This window comes from Hyphomonas adhaerens MHS-3 (assembly GCF_000685235.1).
Lineage (GTDB): Bacteria > Pseudomonadota > Alphaproteobacteria > Caulobacterales > Hyphomonadaceae > Hyphomonas > Hyphomonas adhaerens.
Genome location: NZ_ARYH01000002.1, coordinates 127,342 through 142,067, shown reverse-complemented (window position 1 = coordinate 142,067; position 14,726 = coordinate 127,342). Strand labels below are relative to the sequence as shown.

15 protein-coding genes and 1 tRNA gene are annotated in these 14,726 nt (G+C 58.4%); 4 read left to right on the top strand and 12 right to left on the bottom strand.

All coding sequences use genetic code 11. The annotated features are described in order from the left end of the window. The first annotated feature begins 14 nt into the window (after positions 1–14). From HAD_RS12840 to HAD_RS12830, 3 genes are read left to right on the top strand one after another with little or no spacing between them, the layout of a single operon-like run. Positions 15–1,082, top strand: a complete 1,068-nt coding sequence (locus HAD_RS12840) for a phosphotransferase family protein (protein WP_338390502.1) — start codon at positions 15–17, stop codon at positions 1,080–1,082. Next, positions 1,075–1,458 carry a DUF6285 domain-containing protein gene (locus tag HAD_RS12835; protein WP_035572394.1) on the top strand — a complete coding sequence of 128 codons (384 nt, stop codon included), beginning with the start codon at positions 1,075–1,077 and terminating at the stop codon, positions 1,456–1,458. Before HAD_RS12840 ends, HAD_RS12835 begins: the two co-directional genes overlap by 8 nt. A gap of 27 nt (positions 1,459–1,485) precedes the next feature. After that, a complete protein-coding gene (locus HAD_RS12830) occupies positions 1,486–2,301 on the top strand; it encodes a hypothetical protein (RefSeq protein ID WP_156942277.1) in 816 nt (271 codons plus the stop codon). On the opposite strand, the gene maiA is transcribed toward HAD_RS12830, so the two are convergent. The 11 genes from maiA to HAD_RS12775 all read right to left on the bottom strand — a co-directional run bounded on the left by maiA (position 2,298) and on the right by HAD_RS12775 (position 12,401). Then, on the bottom strand, positions 2,298–2,939 hold the full coding sequence (maiA, locus tag HAD_RS12825) for a maleylacetoacetate isomerase (RefSeq protein ID WP_199285852.1): 642 nt from the start codon (positions 2,937–2,939) through the stop codon (positions 2,298–2,300). The genes HAD_RS12830 and maiA overlap by 4 nt on opposite strands. Beyond that, a complete protein-coding gene (gene astB / locus HAD_RS12820; protein WP_035572392.1) occupies positions 2,936–4,255 on the bottom strand; it encodes an N-succinylarginine dihydrolase in 1,320 nt (439 codons plus the stop codon). The genes maiA and astB overlap by 4 nt, the downstream gene beginning before the upstream one ends. Next, positions 4,252–5,703, bottom strand: a complete 1,452-nt coding sequence (gene astD, locus HAD_RS12815) for a succinylglutamate-semialdehyde dehydrogenase (protein ID WP_051596278.1) — start codon at positions 5,701–5,703, stop codon at positions 4,252–4,254. Before astD ends, astB begins: the two co-directional genes overlap by 4 nt. Positions 5,704–5,705: 2 nt before the next feature. After that, positions 5,706–6,746, bottom strand: coding sequence for an arginine N-succinyltransferase (locus HAD_RS12810; protein WP_035572391.1), 1,041 nt, complete (start codon positions 6,744–6,746; stop codon positions 5,706–5,708). Positions 6,747–6,748: 2 nt separating this feature from the next. Then, positions 6,749–8,008: a hydrolase gene (locus HAD_RS12805; RefSeq protein ID WP_035572390.1), complete on the bottom strand. Its 1,260-nt coding sequence runs from the start codon at positions 8,006–8,008 to the stop codon at positions 6,749–6,751. Between the two features lie 109 nt (positions 8,009–8,117). After that, positions 8,118–9,302: an OmpA family protein gene (locus HAD_RS12800; protein WP_035572389.1), complete on the bottom strand. Its 1,185-nt coding sequence runs from the start codon at positions 9,300–9,302 to the stop codon at positions 8,118–8,120. 272 nt (positions 9,303–9,574) lie between these two features. Further along, a tRNA-His gene (locus HAD_RS12795) sits at positions 9,575–9,651 on the bottom strand. An 82-nt stretch (positions 9,652–9,733) separates the two neighbouring features. Beyond that, positions 9,734–10,276: a transcription termination/antitermination protein NusG gene (gene nusG / locus HAD_RS12790; RefSeq protein WP_034763949.1), complete on the bottom strand. Its 543-nt coding sequence runs from the start codon at positions 10,274–10,276 to the stop codon at positions 9,734–9,736. A gap of 39 nt (positions 10,277–10,315) precedes the next feature. Beyond that, positions 10,316–10,525, bottom strand: coding sequence for a preprotein translocase subunit SecE (gene secE, locus HAD_RS12785; RefSeq protein ID WP_035572387.1), 210 nt, complete (start codon positions 10,523–10,525; stop codon positions 10,316–10,318). Between the two features lie 122 nt (positions 10,526–10,647). Next, positions 10,648–11,532 (bottom strand): SMP-30/gluconolactonase/LRE family protein, encoded by an 885-nt coding sequence (locus HAD_RS12780; protein WP_051596277.1) that lies wholly within the window; start codon positions 11,530–11,532, stop codon positions 10,648–10,650. Beyond that, on the bottom strand, positions 11,529–12,401 hold the full coding sequence (locus tag HAD_RS12775) for a 2-dehydro-3-deoxygalactonokinase (protein WP_035572385.1): 873 nt from the start codon (positions 12,399–12,401) through the stop codon (positions 11,529–11,531). Before HAD_RS12775 ends, HAD_RS12780 begins: the two co-directional genes overlap by 4 nt. A 168-nt stretch (positions 12,402–12,569) precedes the next feature. Between HAD_RS12775 and mazG the strand changes: the two genes are divergently transcribed. Further along, complete coding sequence (mazG, locus tag HAD_RS12770; protein WP_035572382.1) at positions 12,570–13,403, top strand: nucleoside triphosphate pyrophosphohydrolase; 834 nt, start codon at positions 12,570–12,572, stop codon at positions 13,401–13,403. On the opposite strand, the gene hflX is transcribed toward mazG, so the two are convergent. Next, the gene (gene hflX, locus HAD_RS12765) at positions 13,400–14,725 is read right to left on the bottom strand and encodes a GTPase HflX (RefSeq protein WP_051596276.1); all 1,326 of its coding nucleotides are present in this window, start codon (positions 14,723–14,725) and stop codon (positions 13,400–13,402) included. The two genes, mazG and hflX, sit on opposite strands and share 4 nt — an antisense overlap. Between the last annotated feature and the right edge of the window lies 1 nt (position 14,726).

Genomic DNA, 14,726 nt, shown 5'->3' with positions numbered 1-14,726 from the left:
CCGGACCGCGCGTAATGCTCTCGCAGGGGAAGAGCTTGGCGTGCCCTTTCTTCCCTGCAATTGTGGCGAAGATGGGAAGTAACGAACAGATCGCAAGCGCGCTAGAGGCCTGGGCCAACACAAAGTTTGGTGCTGGCAGTACAGTAAGCGGCCTTAAGCGCCTTTCCGGCGGCGCAAGCCAGGAAACGTGGGCCTTTGAAGTCTCTGGAAACGGCCAGGAAAACGCCCTGATTCTCAGGCGCGCGCCCGGCGGCGTTGAAGCGGCCCGCTCGTCCCAGGCGATTGGTCTGGCAATGGAAGCAACACTCCTGACCCACGCAGCGAAAGCCGGTGTTCCTGTTCCGCCCGTGCTGGGCGTCTTCGAAGACGATCCGCAACTGGGCCAGGCTTTTGTCATGGATCGTATCAGTGGGGAGACCCTTGGACGAAAAATACTCCGCGACGATGAGTATTCAGGCGCGCGCAAAGTTCTTGCCGGCCAGTGCGGCGATGCCCTCGCCCGCATCCACTCCATTCCGGCTGACACCCTGCCTGACCTCCCCGTCAGCGATGGGCTGAACCAATTGGCCAAGTATGAATCGATCTACCGGGCCTATGACCTGCCCCGCCCTGTGTTCGAACTCGCGATATCCTGGCTTAAAGCACATGCTCCGGCGGCCCTGCCCGTTGTCCTGGTGCATGGAGATTTCCGGCTTGGGAACCTGATGGTTTCCGAACAGGGACTCGCATCCGTGCTCGACTGGGAACTCGCGCATATCGGTGACCCTCGTGAAGACATCGCCTGGCTTTGTGTCAATTCCTGGCGTTTTGGACATTCTGACAAGCGCGTTGGCGGGTTTGGCGACTTGCCGGACCTGCTGGAAGCTTACGCCGCCGCCGGTGGCCCGGAGATGGCGCCCCGCGATATCGATTGGTGGGAAATGCTGGGCAGCCTGAAATGGGGCATCATGTGCATGACAATGTACGAGGCCTTCCGGTCCGGAGCTGACCCCAGCGTAGAGCGGGCTGCCATCGGCCGCCGCGTTTCGGAAACCGAGATAGATCTCGTGAATCTGCTGGAAGGAGTGCGCGACCATGCATGACGCCCCCTCAACGGCCGAACTCGTCGAAGCGGTGAAGCGCTTTATTGATGACACCGCCTCGCCTCAACTCACAGGTCATGCCGCGTTTCACGCCCGTGTCGCCTCCAACGTCCTGGCAACGATACTTCGCGAACTGGAGCAGCGTCCGGAAGCGGAGATGGAAGAGAAAGCGCGTTTGGCAGCCCTGCTGAATGCTGATCCGGATACGCCACTGGAAACCCTGAACCGCAATCTTTGCGACCGCATCAAGACCGGAAGCATGGACCTTTCCACAGACGGCCTGCTGGACCATCTAAAAACCACCACAATTGCGCAGTTGTCTGTCGACCAACCTCGCTATTCAGGGCTGGCTCTCGCGTTGCAATCACGTGGCTGAGCCACTACCGCAACCGGACATACCCCAATGAAGAAACCCGTTCTCTGGATCGCTTCCGCTCTTATAGCTGTCGGATTGGGGACCTGGCTGTGGCGGACGGTAATTTCTCCCCCGCCCTATATCGAGATGAGCCCCCTGGGTTACACCGATTACGCAAGTTGGGCCGTGATCCCCAAGGAAACCCCGCCAGCTGTCTGGCAGAATGGCTGGGCCATTGATGTCTTCCTTGTGGATAGCGCCTCCGAATTGAAGGGCCGTTCCGGCAAGCAACTCGACAAAAAAGAACAAACGGCCCGCCTTCAGGGACGCATGCTCGAAGATGGGCTCACGGCGATCGGCCCGGTCTATGCGCCTCTGTATCGCGCTGATGCAAAAGGGGATGATCTGGCCCGGGCATTTCTGATCTATCTCAGAAAACACAATCATGGCCGCGCTCTTGTCATAGCAGCCGATACATCACTTCCGGATGCCCTTCTGGCCGAGATCGAACTTGAACCAGATCTGATGGAGCGCTTCGGCGGGTTCTATAGAATTGGCAAGAACCCGGAGTCGCTCACACTGATTGAAGACCCGGCACAATCAGCAGAGGTCTATTGTCCGGCTCATTTGGTCGAAACCGGTAATTGCGTGAAAGATATTCCAACAATCCGCGAGAATGGATTTTCACTGCTCGCGCCGGATTCGGCTGTTGGAGAATCGGCCGCGATGTTCAGCGAATGGCTCCACGCCAACGCCTCTCCTATGGCCGAACCACTGGGTGACCTGGAAGAAGTTGAAATTGTCGACATCCGGCGCCCGGGGGATACTGACGAACGCCGCGAGAAGAAGAGCGACCGGAACTAGTCCGGCTTGTTTGCCTCAGGCGTTGCCTTCTGGAAGGCTTTCAGCTCAAGGCACGACGCATCCAGCGCAAGAAGCGCAGGAAAGGCCGAAAGATCCATATCAAACCGCCTTGCATTGGCGATCTGTGGAACCAGCGTAATTTCTGCGATTGTCGGTGCGTCTCCAAACAGGAAACGGCCTTTCCCCTGCCCGGCGGCAAAACCTTCCAGAGCTTCGAACCCACGCCGGATCCAGTCATGATACCAGCGTGTCACCGCTGCATCGTCCGCCCCAAACTCGTTTCGGAGCGTGGCCAACACGGACAGATTGTTCAGGGGATGAATGTCACACGCAATCGTGTTCGCGAAGGACCGCGCCTGTAGGCGGGCCCACGGGTCGGCAGGCAAAATGGCCGGCTTTGGATATGTTTCTTCAAGCCATTCAAAAATGGCGAGGGACTGTCCAGCCTGCTGCCCATCGACCTCCATTGCCGGAACCCGCATCTGAGGATTCACGGCCCGATACTCAGCTGATTTTTGTTCATCAGCGCCCGGGGCAATATTTACGGGGATCTGCTGATAAGAGACACCTTTGAGATTCATTGCAATGCGTACGCGGTACGCTGCAGATGAACGCCAGTAATCATAAAGTCGGATCATGCCAGTTCCTCCAGTTCGAGAACATCGAGCAGAGCCTCTCGCGCAATTCGGCATTCGTCCGCAAATGACAAATCCGCGAGATCCTCTGGTGCGAGCCGGTCGCGGTAAGCCGTACGGACGACAGCCTGCAACGCATCAATCCGATCTTCCGTCAGCAATACGGCCTGATGACACGCCGCGATTTCTGCGTCTGTCATGACGACCCTCAGGCGCAAGCAGGCAGGACCACCGCCATTTCGCATGGATTGCCGGACATCAACATAGTCGACCCGGCCAATCGGCCCATTTCCACTGATCAGACGCTCACAGTAAGCGCGTGTCGATTCTGTATCCTGAACTTCACTGGGTGCCACCAGGACCAGACGGGATTCGCCAGGAACGACCAGCAATTGCGAATTAAACAAGTAAGATCGAATGGCATCTTCCAGCGGCACCTCAGCGGCTGGAACCATGACTGACTTCAGATCAAACAATCCGTCCGACGCTTTCCGCAATCGGTCCAGAGTCGCCGCCGTATCTTCAAAGGCGGCTTCGTGGAAGAACAGGGTGTCAGCCGTACCAACGCAAACCACGTCGTTGTGGAATGCGCCCGCGTTGATCGCTTCAGCGGATTGCCGGGCGAAGACCGAACGCCCCGGCGCCAGCCCATGACCGCGCGATATGCTTTCTGAGGCGAGCCGTGCCTGCCGGGAGGGATAGCCCGCAATGCTTTCCCCCGCATCGCGCCCATAAACGAACAGTTCCACGCCGGGCGCACCATGGGTGGCACACAGGCGGACATGGTTCGCCGCGCCCTCATCAGCAAAATCCGCATGCATCGGCAAAGCAGCATGTACGGCAAAATGCCGATCATCTCCGAAGATCGCCTGCAGCGATGCTGTTGTATCAGGATGTTCAAGAGACCTGTGCAGCATTGTGGAAAGATTGGCCGCTGTCAGATGAAGGCGTCCGTCTTGCGTGTCCGCCGAAGGCGATACGGTTGCGGCATTGGCTGTCCACATGCTGCTGGCGGAATAGGCAATTTTCAGGAGTCGCGGCGCCTGGGCAGCAGCCTGTTCTATAATCTGCCTGTCACTTCCACTGAAACCCGCTGAAACCAGAAGATCAAAATTAGGACGTGGCAAAGGCGGCAAAACACCTTGTGTCAGACCGGCTCTCAACAGGGTTCGCATTTTCTCCAGGCCCTGAAGTGCCGCCTCACGCGGATTGGAAACGTCACCGGCATTTCGAGAGCTTGCGAGGTTTCCGTCGGATAGTCCCCCATAATTGTGGGTTGGACCGATAAGCCCATCAAAATTGACTTCTCTGGCGCTCACTTGGGGAAGCCCTGCGCGCTCATGCGCACAGCCTTGTCTGACACCTGGCTCGCCTGGGGCCACGCACAATAGTCCGCTGCATAGTATGCCCCCGGACGAAAGTTTCCGGAATGCCCGGGCCCGCCGAACGGCATGGCCCCGCTGGCGCCGGCTGTTGGCCTATTCCGGTTGAGAATGCCTGCTCGCATTTCATGATGCGCCTTCACCCAGAGCCCGTCGTCATCACTGACGAGACCGCCGGACAAGCCATAACGCGTTGCATTTGCGCGAGCGATTGCCTGATCGAAATCCGGAACCCGGATGATCTGCATGACTGGGCCGAACAATTCCTCGTCTGGAATATCCGTGGCGCCTGTCACGTCGATCACACCGGCGGAAACAAAGCCGCCTCCCCTGTCCAATTGCTCCAGCGATTTCAATGCGCGGCCGCCCCGGGCCAGCAGCATGTTCTGGAATTCTACTGCGTTCACGGCAGCTTTCTGTGAAACCAGAGGCCCCATAAACACGTCCTCTTCATCCCAGGCACCAATGGCCAGTCCGTCAGCCCGCGCAATGATCGCGTCGGTGACCTGATCTCCCCATGTTCCTTCGGGAAGGATAACCCGGCGCGCGCAGGAGCAGCGCTGCCCCGTCGTCAGGAATGCCGATTGCGCAGCAATGTCAGCGGCCGCATCCACATCTGCAGGATCCCAGATGATCAGCGGGTTATTCCCACCCATTTCGAGCGCAAGAATAATTTCCGGACGGCCGGCAAAATGCTTATGGAAGAAGACACCGGTTGCAGCAGAGCCTGTAAACAGAAGGCCGTTGATGTCGGCATTCAGCAACGCACCGCCCGTTTCCCGACCACCATGGACAATATTGAGACATCCTTCCGGCAGTCCGGCGGCGGCAAACGCTTCAGCCATATGAAAGGCCACTCCCGGCGCCAGTTCGGACGGCTTGAACACGCACGTGTTTCCGGCGAGGAGCGCCGGCACGATATGGCCATTTGGCAGGTGACCTGGAAAATTGAATGGGCCGAACACGGCCATGACCCCGTGCGGACGGTGGGTGAGGTGGGAAGATCCAAAATTGGCGGAACTGCACTTCGTCCCCGCCCGCTCAACCTGCGCGGCGATGGAAACACCCACTTTGGCCTTCATCGTCGCGGCTTCGGATTTCGACTCCCACAATGCCTTGCCCATATCCCGGCTGACCGTTTCCGCAATGGCATCTGCCCGCTTCTCGATTTCTTCCGCGTAGCGCTCCAGAATCGCAGTCCGGTCTCCCTGCGGCAGGCGGCTCCAATGTTTGAAAGCTTTTTGCGAAGACGCAACAGCGTCATGAACCTGTGAATCGTCCGCCCCCTGACCGTCCCAGACGACATCTCCGGTGGCCGGACAGTGATTCTGAACCAGCGCGCCGTTCCCTGCGCGCCATCGGCCATCGATATATACACCATCCATTGCTACTTGCTCCGTTGCCACACGCGTCCTTCAGCCCCCGGTTTCAACTTTAGAACCTCAAGGGTATTGGGACTCACTACCGCCGCGTCCTGATCCTTCAGAATACTGCTCGCAAGAGCCACCCTGAAATCCGTCAGCATATCGCTGGATGCAAGTCCCTGAACAGCTGCTGGATCGGCGTCGACATCACCTGTCTCAAACCGCACACGCCGGCTTTCCCGGATTGTCCGGATATGCCGGCGCTGGGCCGTCACAAGAGGGCCGCCATCAAAGATATCCACGGTGCGGTCGAACTCGAAACCTTCCCACTGGAGAAGTTTGTAAGCGCCCACACCGTCTGAATGGCACCGGCCAATCACCTCCCGCGCTTCCGGCGGCAACAAGTCGACATAGATGGGATACTTCGGCATCAGATCCAGAATGAACTGGTTGTCGGTCGTTGCTGAGAGCCGATCCGCTTCCGTGAAATCCATCCGGAAGAAATGCCGTCCGAGGCACTCCCAGAATGTCGAGCGCCCCTCATTATCGACCACACCCCTCAATTCGGCGAGCACCTTGTCACCGAACCTGTCCGGGGCTGCCGCCATCAGCAGGTATCGCGATTGTGCGGCAAGCCGCCCTGCCCCGCCACCGCGATGTTCGGGTTTGAGGAACAACGTACCGACTTCCGTATACCCCACATATTCATTCGTCAGGACAAGCGCGTCCATGTCGAACCGAAGGTTTCCGGCCGCCTGGCTGGCCTGGGCCAGCGTGATGACGCGATAGTTGAAGAAAGGCTGGTCTATACCCGTACCCGCTTTTACAGCTGAGCAGCCCACAACCTCACCCGTGTCGGCATTCTCCATCATCAGAAGATATTTGCCGTATTCTATTCGGTGAAGGCGGCCAAGAAAGGCATCGTCTGATTTCTGCAACCGTTCCCGCAGGATCGGGACATCGACCGGGAGACTGGTAAATCCGGGGCCGGACAGTTCAGCCAGTTCGATCAGCGCCGGCAAATCACCAAGCCGCGAAGGCCGCATCACATAGTTTTCTGCCATGATCAGCTGTCCATGAGTGCTTTGATGCCTGCGCCGTCCAGCCTGCCATCTGCCAGCCTGTTGAGCAGCAACGCAGACAATGTTGCCCGTTCCGGAAAACTGTTCGTGAGAACGTATTCTTCATTTGAGTGAATACGCCCTCCCATCACGCCGAGTGTATCAACGTTCGGCACACCTGCCGCGAAGATGTTGTTTCCTTCGCAGACGCCTCCGGTGTCCTCGAATACAAGGTCCAGACCGATCGCCTGACCGGTTGCCCGGACGGCGTCGAACAAAGCCTGTTGCGCTGTATTCCTCGGCTTGGGCGGGCGGTAAAAACCGCCATGCAGATGTCCGTGAATGCCATCACGTGCTGTTGCGCGGGCGAACAGGCGCTGAACCTCGCTGGTTGCCCATGCTGCGGCATCAGCATCAGGGGCCCGGGCACCGAAACGCACGATCGCCAGATCCGGAACAATATTCACCGGTCCACCGCCGTCGATGGATCCGACGTTGATCGTCACGCCATCGCGCTGTCCATTTAGCCCTTCCAGACCCACGACAAGTTCAGCCGCGGCTTCCAAAGCGCTGCGTCCTTCGTCCTTCGCGCGGCCGGCATGGGCGGCACGGCCACGTAACACGATATCGAAGACCGCCGATCCTTTTCGCCCACCGGACATAGCCCCTGTATCCATGCATGGCTCATAAGTCATGCCGATATGGGCCCCCGAACGCGCAGCCTCTGTCAGCGCACGGGCACTGGCGAAGTTGCCGATTTCCTCGTCTGGCGTGATGACGATCTGGTAGCCGAGCCGGTCTTTCAATGGTCCTGCTTCAAACGCGAGTAGCGCTTCCCGCATAATGCAGAGACCACCTTTCATGTCTGCGAGTCCCGGCCCGTTCAGTCGATCGCCGCCCAGGTCGCGAATCGTTTCAAACGCACCTGGCGGAAAAACCGTGTCGTAGTGCCCGGACATGATCACCTGCACAGGCGCATCCGGCCGGGCCGAAACACGGATCACCGACGACGTCTCTGTCGTTTCCGTTTCACCCGTATCGCTCACCGACTCAAATGGGTCCCCGGGATCAAGACGGACTTCAGCATCGAGCTCGGAAAAGGCGTCAGCCAGGATCGGCGCCAACTGGCGCAATCCATCAATGTTCCAGCTACCGGTGTTTATGGATGCCCAATTCCGTGTCTGGGAAATCATGTCGGTCGCGCGCGACATCAGGCGCTCTCGCGCCGCCTCATCGTCGTGGCTCAGCGTGCTCAGATCAATCATGGCCCTTGGTTTCACAGGAAACGATTTCCGGCAAGTCCTGCGGTGAAAGGCAAAATAAAAACGGCCCGGCACAAGGCCGGGCCGTTCTCAAATTCTTGCGTGAACCGTCTTATTGAACGGTGATCACGACTTCCGAACGACGGTTCAGCGGCTCGCGAACACCATCGCGAGTTGCTTTCGCCAGGTCGGTTTCGCCTTTGGCTTCTTCCGAGATCAGCGAAGCGTCGATGCCACGGGCAACGAGCGCCTCACCAACGATGTCAGCACGACGCTGAGACAGACGCTGGTTGTAGGCGCTGGCACCCGACGTATCGGTGTGACCAGCAATGCTGACCGAGCTGGTTGCACAGCTTGCTTCGGACTGAATGTTCGCCACAGCCTGATCGATCACGGCCGAAGCCTGGCTCGTCAGATCCGCGCGATCCCACTCGAAGTACACCACGAAGCTCTGACCGAGGTCCGAGCAGACCACTTCCGGACCGGTCGACACCTCAGTCGGAGGCGGCGGCGGAGGCGGCGGAGGCGGTGGTGGCGGAGGAGGTGGTGGTGGCGGCGGAGGTGGCGGTGGCGGAGGTGGTGGCGGCGGCGGAGGTGCGCCGAACGCATACCGAAGGCCTACCGTTGCCACGTGCTCAGAGAACGACCCATCATACGAAGTGCCCCCACCAGGGACCCCATCGAAAGACAGGTCATCGCCGGTCGCGAAGTATTTGTAGCCGAAATCCATCGTCAGACGATCAGACACTTTGTACCCAAGGCCGAGGAGGCCCTGATATGCCAAAGACGTGCTGGAATCGTTGAAACCATTCGCGGCAGCCAGGTTACCGGCCGTACCGTACTGAAGGTTGCTGGCTTTCGCGCTCAGACGAGCAGCACCAACACCAAGACCGACGTACGGCTGCCATTTACCATCGCGATTGAAATCATAGATGCCGTTCAGCATCAGGTCCGCAATCTGCAGATTGCCAGCCGGTGCAAGCGTTACGGCAGTAAGGCCCGGTGCAAAATCGTTCGGAACATCCAGATCGCCGCCGCGGTATCCAAGCGTACCTTCCAAACGGACGCCGTTCGCCATTGCGTAGCCGAGGCCAAGCTGGCCGCCGAGATTCTCGTCTGCATCGGAACTGCTCTGCAGCGAGCCGACAACGTTCGAAACGGCTGGATCATGGTCCAGATCGCCGGAGAAACCGTACTGGACATCGCCACGGGCGTACCAGCCTTCTTCCGCGTGAGCGGCGAGACCGGCAGTCGCAAACGCGGCCGCGGCTGTCGCGCACATAAGAGTTTTCTTCATACTCAATCCCCTTTTATGTGCCGAAAGACGGGATTGTCCTCGGCCGCAGGTTCATTCGGGCACATTACCCGATGATTCCTGATTAAACTCAATTTACTCTCGCTGCGAGCCCCTTTTGGGAGTGAAGCCTCCGAAACGGCAGGGATTTCCTTCCTACCGCGGCCCTTTTGCAACAGATTGCATCGAGCTCGTCAAATTACGCTCGAGATAGAAATTCGTTCCCGCGAGTTCCATAAAAACTGCAGTGAGTGCAACAATATATCCAGAAGAAATGGTACCGCCTCCCCGGTTCGAACGGGGGACCTCTAGATCCACAATCTAGCGCTCTAACCGACTGAGCTAAGGCGGCACTGGGGTTGGCAAATACAACCCATGTTGTGAGGATTCAAGCGCGACCGGCAGACGTTCGCGCTTAAAACCTCCTGATTTGGTCAGACTTTGGTGACTTGCTCGAATTCCAGATCTACCGGAGTTCCGCGTCCAAAAATGGAAACAGTCACTTTGAGGCGTCCATTGGCCTCGTCGATCTCTTCGACGGCGCCCTCGAACCCCTGGAACGGACCGTCATTAACCTGCACCTGCTCGCCAACCTCGAACGAGATTTTCGGGCGTGGGCGATCAGCATCCGAGTCGGTTGCCGTACCGAGAATCCGGTCAACTTCGCGCTGGCGAACTGGCAGTGGCTTCTTGCCACCTTCAGCACCCAGGAAGCCGGAAACTTTCGGTGTATCCTTTACTAGGTGGTACACATCGTCGGTCATGACCGTCTTCAGAAGCACGTAGCCGGGAAAATGACGGCGCTCCACGGTCTTTTTCTTGCCACGCGCAACTTCAACCACTTCTTCGGTGGGAACCTGAATATCCTCGATCAGATCAGACAGCCCCTTACGTTGGGCTTGTTCGAGAATCGTTGCCGCCACCTTCTTTTCGAAGTTGGAATAGGCATGGACGATGTACCATTTCGCTTCAGCCATGGGGCCAGCGCACTCCTTGAAATCGGTCCGTCACAAGCCTCAAAGGCCGGTGATCGCTTTAACAAACAAGTTGATCAAGAAATCGGCAGCAAACAGGAAGAGCGCGATAAGGACCGACATTATGACAACGAATATCGTTGCCTGAATCGTTTCCTGACGCGACGTCCAGGTCACCTTGTTCCCTTCCGCGCGCACCTGGCGCAGGAACGTGATGGGCCCGACCCGTTTCTTCTTCACCTTATCGGCCATTCCGACACTCTCTTGAAAAGCGGGGAGTTAGCGGGTTTGAGCCGCTACGTCCACGCCTAAACTACACCAATTTCAATGTGAAGGCATGTGAGGTGCCTTTCAAACCTGCGCAAGAGCCCGTCTCAAAGCCCAGGTTGGCCAAACTCCCGTGCCGGGAGCCCCGGTACATCCACCTGAACGGCAAACAGGCTTCCGGACAATGGCCGGGCATCCAGTTGAGGAAAGCTCATCCCTGCCCTGGCAGTGGTGATGAACATGGTCCTCAGATCAGGGCCGCCGAAAGCCACACTGGTCGGCCGCGGCGCCGCCAGAATGATGACCTGGTCGACTTCCCCTTCCGGCGTGTACCGGACAACCCTCGAAGCGCCCCAGAGGCAAGTCCAGAGGCACCCTTCCGAATCAATCGCCGATCCGTCCGGAAAGCCACCGAACTCGTATGTCGAGGCAAAAACCCGCCGGCCACTCAGGGCACCGGAGTCGGGATCAAAATCGTAGGCAAGGATTTCCTGCTCAACGCTATCACACGTATAGAAAGTGCGTCCGTCGGGAGAAAACTGCATTGTGTTGGTCGCCATGACAGATGGCAGCCGCAACTGGGTGAGCGCCTTGTCGGCCCCATATCTGAAATAGCTGCCGCGCGCTTCTTTTTCCGAATCGTCCATGGTCCCGAACCAGAAGGAGCCGTCCGGCGCCACCCCGCCATCATTTGTTCGGTTTCCCTCCGGCTCGCCTTCGATCAGGCAAATCCGATCATACACCTCTGTGGACGGATCATAGATGCCGATTTCACGGTCTCCCACCATGAGGAAGTGGCCCTCATACAGCGCAATGGAACTCGCCCGAAGCGGCAGGTCGTAACGGCGCGTATTGCCTGTTCTTGGATTATAGCGGTGCAGCTTGGCGCGCTTGATATCGACCCACCAGAGAAACCCCTCCGTCTCGCTCCAAACCGGGCCTTCGCCCAGCACACACCCCGTCGGGGCGACGCATTCCGGCGCCAGCATCATCCGATCAGCCCCGCTTCTTCCGCCAGTTCAAACAGACCGTCCTGCGTTGCTTCCTCTGCCGACAATTCGTCAAACTCGGCTCCCAGGGTATCGAGTGCAAGCCGATAGGATTCCAGGATCGCACCATCGGCAACCAGGGTCAGTTCATCGCCCGGGTCATAATGAGCCGCGATATCTGCTCCGATCAACAAGCCCGTTAACGCTGCTTCATGATGCTTGGGATCCAGTAACCCGGTCATGCGCGCGGCGCGAACTGCAAATGGCGACGCCGCATCGTCGGGGTCGAGTGAATACTCGACCCATTCGCGAAACACCGCCTCGCTGAATTCCTGTTCCACATCCTGCGGAGTCTGCAGCCCTCCATTTGCCGTCAGCAATGCACGTAGTTCACCGGTTATCTCGGTCGTGAAGCCGATAATGCGCCCATGTTCCACGGTTACATGCTTGGTGTGGGTTCCAGGGAAACAAACCGCGCCGATAGATTCATCGAGCGCAAACAGCTGCGTTTCCTCGCCTCGCATGACATCAGGCGGCGAAGCCTGTTTCAGCCCAGGCACGATGTGAATACCATGGGCAACCGCAAGGTGCTTAGGGAGGTCCGCAATCATCATCGGTACGGACCGGTGATCGACATTCTGGATACCTTGCGAACCACCAATACCTCCGCAAGCAATGATCGGAACCTGAGGCCACTCGCTCAGCCACTCATTGATGTGAAACTTGAGTCGTCCCAATGCATCCCCAGAATGGGTCAGGATGCCGTCGGGCACAGAAATTCCGCCGATGACCTCGCCTTCCTCGTCGAAGGCCCAGGCACGAAAGGTTGAGGCGCCCCAGTCAATGCCTATCAGGATCGTACGATCTTTCATGAACGGCGCCTCGTCTTTGGCTCATTGGATGTGCAGAATACAAGTCTGTAGGCCTTCACGTCTCTTGCACCGCCGGTAAAGTCAATCCATTCCGGCTTTGTCGTCAACGCCATGCCCATGGCATATTCCCGCCTGAAACGGCCCAGCCAAATCAACAGGAACGGCTTCATGGATCGATCCGACCCGTCGCCCCAACAACGCGCAGCGAAAGAATTTGTTCGTCTGCTCGACATCATGGCCCGCCTGCGCAGCCCTGACGGTGGCTGCCCATGGGACCTGGAGCAGACCTTCCAATCAATTGCACCCTACACAATTGAAGAAGCCTACGAAGTTGCTGATGCGATCGAGCGCGGCAACATGAACGACTTGCGGGAGGAGTTGGGAGACCTGCTTTTCCAGGTCGCGTTTCACAGCCAGATGGCCGCAGAAGAAGGGGCCTTCGAAGCTGCGGATGTTGCCGCCGCAATCAACGAAAAAATGGTGCGGCGCCATCCACATGTCTTTGAGACGACCGACAACCGCTCCTCTGATGACCAGATCGTGGCGTGGGAAATCGTAAAGGCTGAGGAACGCGCTGCCAAAGCGCAAGGAGAAGACGCCGCAAGCGCACTGGACGGAGTCGCCCTCTCCCTGCCCGCATTGCTTCGCGCCGAGAAACTTCAGAAGCGTGCCGCTCGTACGGGCTTTGACTGGACCGAAGCCGAACAGATCTTCGACAAGCTGGATGAGGAAACAGCAGAGGTGAAGGAGGCGATCGCCAGCGGTGAAGAAGACGCGATCATGGATGAGGTCGGAGACCTGCTCTTCGTTGCGGCAAACCTCGCCCGGCGCCTGAACATTGATCCGGAGGTGGCATTGCGGCAAGCCAATGCAAAGTTCGAACGCCGTTTCCGTGCCATGGAATCCTTGGCTGCCGACCGGGGAAAGGACTTTGCCTCACTCGACCTCGACGCGCAGGAAAACCTCTGGAAGGCGGTGAAGAAAACCGAGACGCCAACCTAGTCGGCCGGCTCGATCTCTATAGACGGGAATTCTGCCTGAAACTGGCCAAGCCGATCCGTTTTTAGCCGGACAGTCATCATGGATGTGGCATTGTCCTGCATCTCGTCGGTCAGAACTTCGCCATTCCTGTGAAGCCATGCCCGTGCCCGGCCATCCTCCGGCCGCAGGATTACCCTCACTTTTGCGGCACTGCGCAGCAATCCCCGTTCGATTGCCGCAAGGAGGGCGTCCATCCCCTCCCCAGTGACCGCAGACACCAATACTGCGGGGTGTTCCTCCTGCACCTCAGCAGACATGGCAAGCGCGTCCGCCCGGTCCGGCGGCAACAGGTCCACCTTGTTCCAGGCTTCAATCATCGGCGGCAAAGGCAAGCCGGTTTCTTGTTCCAGGCGTTCCAGCACGCGGAGAACATCCTCGGCCTGCTCCTGATCTGCCGGACTCGACCTGTCCCTCACATGAACCAGCAAGTCCGCCTGCATCGCTTCTTCCAGGGTTGCCTGGAAACTATCGATCAGGTGTGTGGGCAGGTCCGTGATAAATCCGACCGTATCGATCAACGCAGCCTCTCCCAGCGTGGGCAAGTCGAGACGGCGGATGGTCGGATCCAGCGTTGCAAACGGCATGTCCTTGGCAAACACGTCCGCGCCTGTCAGCCGGTTGAAGAGCGTCGACTTGCCGGCATTCGTGTATCCGACGAGAGCCACAACCGGCTTTCCGGTTCGCTGGCGGCCAGCACGCTGAACGGCGCGCGTACGGCGCACATCGTCCAACTCCGATTTCAGTCGTACAATCTTGTCGTCCAGCATTCGCCGGTCGGCTTCCAGCTGGCTCTCACCGGGTCCGGACAGAAACCCTCCACCCCCACGTTGGCGCTCAAGGTGGGTCCATGTCCGTACAAGCCGGGAGCGTTCGTACAACAACCGCGCCAATTCGACCTGCAACCGGCCTTCTTTTGTCCGCGCGCGCAGTCCGAAGATCTCAAGGATCAAGCCCGTCCGGTCAATGACTTTCACGCCCAGCTTTTTCTCGAGATTCCGCTGCTGCACCGGCGTCAGCGCGCCATCGACAACGGCCAGAGTGCAATCACTTGCTTCGAGGTCATCCGCGAGACGATTCAGGATGCCGCCAGACAGGAGCTGGGCTGAGTTGACTTGCCGCACTTGTTCCGGACGCAGAAAGGCGAGCTCGCAGCCTAGTGCCTGGATCAGGCCAGCCGTCTCTTCTATCCGGTCAGTCGACGGTCTATTTGCTGGAGTGAACCAGGGAATAATCGCGCCAGCAATTTCCGGCGCGGGGAGACGATCGATCAGCTTGTCGCCCAAT

Coding starts and splice junctions, on each gene's coding strand:
- HAD_RS12840 (WP_338390502.1), top strand. CDS start 15: ATGCTCTCGCAGGGGAAGAGCTTGGCGTGCCCTTTCTTCCCTGCAATT.
- HAD_RS12835 (WP_035572394.1), top strand. CDS start 1,075: ATGCATGACGCCCCCTCAACGGCCGAACTCGTCGAAGCGGTGAAGCGC.
- HAD_RS12830 (WP_156942277.1), top strand. CDS start 1,486: ATGAAGAAACCCGTTCTCTGGATCGCTTCCGCTCTTATAGCTGTCGGA.
- maiA (WP_199285852.1), bottom strand. CDS start 2,939: ATGATCCGACTTTATGATTACTGGCGTTCATCTGCAGCGTACCGCGTA.
- astD (WP_051596278.1), bottom strand. CDS start 5,703: ATGGATGGTGTATATATCGATGGCCGATGGCGCGCAGGGAACGGCGCG.
- HAD_RS12810 (WP_035572391.1), bottom strand. CDS start 6,746: ATGGCAGAAAACTATGTGATGCGGCCTTCGCGGCTTGGTGATTTGCCG.
- HAD_RS12805 (WP_035572390.1), bottom strand. CDS start 8,008: ATGATTGATCTGAGCACGCTGAGCCACGACGATGAGGCGGCGCGAGAG.
- HAD_RS12800 (WP_035572389.1), bottom strand. CDS start 9,302: ATGAAGAAAACTCTTATGTGCGCGACAGCCGCGGCCGCGTTTGCGACT.
- nusG (WP_034763949.1), bottom strand. CDS start 10,276: ATGGCTGAAGCGAAATGGTACATCGTCCATGCCTATTCCAACTTCGAA.
- secE (WP_035572387.1), bottom strand. CDS start 10,525: ATGGCCGATAAGGTGAAGAAGAAACGGGTCGGGCCCATCACGTTCCTG.
- HAD_RS12780 (WP_051596277.1), bottom strand. CDS start 11,532: ATGATGCTGGCGCCGGAATGCGTCGCCCCGACGGGGTGTGTGCTGGGC.
- HAD_RS12775 (WP_035572385.1), bottom strand. CDS start 12,401: ATGAAAGATCGTACGATCCTGATAGGCATTGACTGGGGCGCCTCAACC.
- mazG (WP_035572382.1), top strand. CDS start 12,570: ATGGATCGATCCGACCCGTCGCCCCAACAACGCGCAGCGAAAGAATTT.